The following is a 2,121-nucleotide window of genomic DNA, read 5'->3' as shown; positions in this document are numbered from 1 at the left end:
ATTTTCCCCACCCTTTGTCATGACAGCAATCATGAATACCTAATGGGTAAGATTCACACGCTGCTGCCTCACCTTTAAAAATGGAAGGCTCGCCAGAATTAATTTGGTTGGCAGAGACATCAGCCGCTGTTCCGGCCAGCGCCCCTAAGCGAGTTAATCCTTCCGCCATGTCATCACTTACTTCTTCTATCGTTTCAGCACACTCACCTTCGGCGCAATTTAATTTTGGTTGGCAAATGGTTTGTTTTGGAAAGCACTGATTAACAGGACAGCGAAACGTTTGCAAAAACACATCACAACGCCTATCAGTAGCCAACGTGCACGTGGAATCTACCTGCGAGCAACCTTTTGAAAGTAGCGGCTCACACGTACTGGTTAAACCATCGATGCATTGATAGCTACTCACCTTACCCCAGCAAGGACGCGTAACGACCACGCCATCAATGACTCGACTGGTATTGGGCTCTAAGCATAAGTCAGAGGCCGTCATTACACACGTGCCTTCTTTAATTTTCTCCTCATATTGGCTGCAATCAGTAGGCGTCCAGCGGTCCTCCAACTGGCTTTCAATTGCTGTTAAAGTTATAGCTCCACCGAAAGCCGCCTCATCCCACAATAAATCAAAGGTAACCGTTGGGTCTTGGCAACTGGGCGCTTTAAGAACCGTTAATGGGATAGAACCTTGAGTGACTCCCAAGTCTAATCGAATACATTGGGCGCTTAGGGTAATAAGATTGCTAGCCGAACAAAGAGGTGCTGGCGTATCCGCATCACACACGCCCAAATGAATTGTTTTACGAAGCCCATCTACACCTGGCTTATTCTCATAGAAAAGATAGCGATTGGCCGTTTGAGTCGTTGCTTTAGTGCCAATGCTTAATGTACTACCACAAGTCTCAACGCGATAACGCGTTTTGTCCTCGCAGGTTTGCGTCGTAAAATCCATCTGACAATGTGCTGGCTGATCATAGCACTTGCCTTCTAAAACAGACTCAGCCTCCGACAATAACGTTTCAGCATATTGCATCTCTAATGCCTTGGGATTGGCTTTAAGATGGAGACGCGCGGCTTGTGAGAGAATGCTTGACGCTGTCTCATTGTGAGTTGCCCGTTGACTGCCTAATTGAGGCAATGGGTTTTGGCCTTCAGAAATGGCAATGCCAGATTCTGGTGGCGTGTTCGTATAACCGCCTATTACGGTGCTTGGATTAAATTGCTTTAATGCGTGCAAAGCTTGTTCACGCGCACTAACTGGGTCAACAGTAGCTCCTTTTCCTGCCCAAGCAACAGCACTTAAGAAAAGACTACAAAGCAATATAAAAGTAACCTTACTCACCTAACAGCTCCCTTGCCTCATGCATTGAAAATCCACTCTCGCCTCGGCCTGCGATACGCATTAGTCCCTCTTTAATCGACAAATTCCCATAAATCACGTCAAAATTGTTGCCATTGCCAACCACAAGAGCCGGCACCTGATGAATACCAAAACGCTCAAATAAAGTGGGGTCAATTTGAAGATTTAAATTTGGGATTTGTTGACTAAGAGCCATTAGTTTAAACGCAGTTTCTGGCATCGAATCATGGTAGAGACCGTTTAAATAAATAGGAATTTGTAATTGACTGCTCTCTGTTAATGTCTCTTTAAGCAATGTCTCTGGCATCGAAAAACTGACAAAGACTGATATCGTGCTGGCAGACAGAGAATTCATAACAAAATATCCAAGAAACAAAGTGAGCGCCTTTCTAGTCATCTCTTTCTCCAAACTACATATAGGTACAGTTGCGTTTTCGCCACACTAAAAAACCGTATTGGTCAGGCGTATGCGGCTTAATTTTTCCTGCTTCCCACATGAGCGTACTATGGCCGGAGGAATAGCAGTGTTTTCCATCCGCAACCTGATTGACCATTTCATAGCGGTAACGTGATTTAGGGGTCACGGAATAATGATGTTCTGTGCAAATCGCACTTAAAGCGGCACTGGAATCAGACACTAAAAGCTCACGATGCAGCTTGTAATTTAAGCGCTCGGTTAACAACAGTGCGGTTTGCACAGGTGAGAGTGAGGCATTGACATGTCCTGTCAGCGGATAATGGGTGCCTTGGCTTCCTGCACACCAAAA

Annotated in this window: 3 protein-coding genes; all 3 read right to left on the bottom strand. The window is 45.4% G+C overall.

Translation table 11 applies throughout. The annotated features are described in order from the left end of the window. Positions 1–1,336, bottom strand: a 1,336-nt coding sequence (traN, locus tag E1P04_RS15830) for a conjugal transfer protein TraN (RefSeq protein ID WP_131783863.1), incomplete at its 3' end; no start/stop codon positions are given. Further along, positions 1,329–1,709, bottom strand: a complete 381-nt coding sequence (trbC, locus tag E1P04_RS15825; RefSeq protein ID WP_242604493.1) for a type-F conjugative transfer system pilin assembly protein TrbC — start codon at positions 1,707–1,709, stop codon at positions 1,329–1,331. The genes trbC and traN, both read right to left, overlap by 8 nt. 55 nt (positions 1,710–1,764) lie before the next feature. Then, on the bottom strand, positions 1,765–2,121 hold a 357-nt coding region (locus E1P04_RS15820), incomplete at its 5' end, for a TraU family protein (RefSeq protein ID WP_207386049.1).

It is taken from the genome of Legionella gresilensis, assembly GCF_900639865.1.
Classification (GTDB): Bacteria; Pseudomonadota; Gammaproteobacteria; order Legionellales; family Legionellaceae; genus Legionella_C; species Legionella_C gresilensis.
Note: the sequence above shows the minus strand (reverse complement) of the source record. Positions and strands in the feature narration are given on the sequence as shown.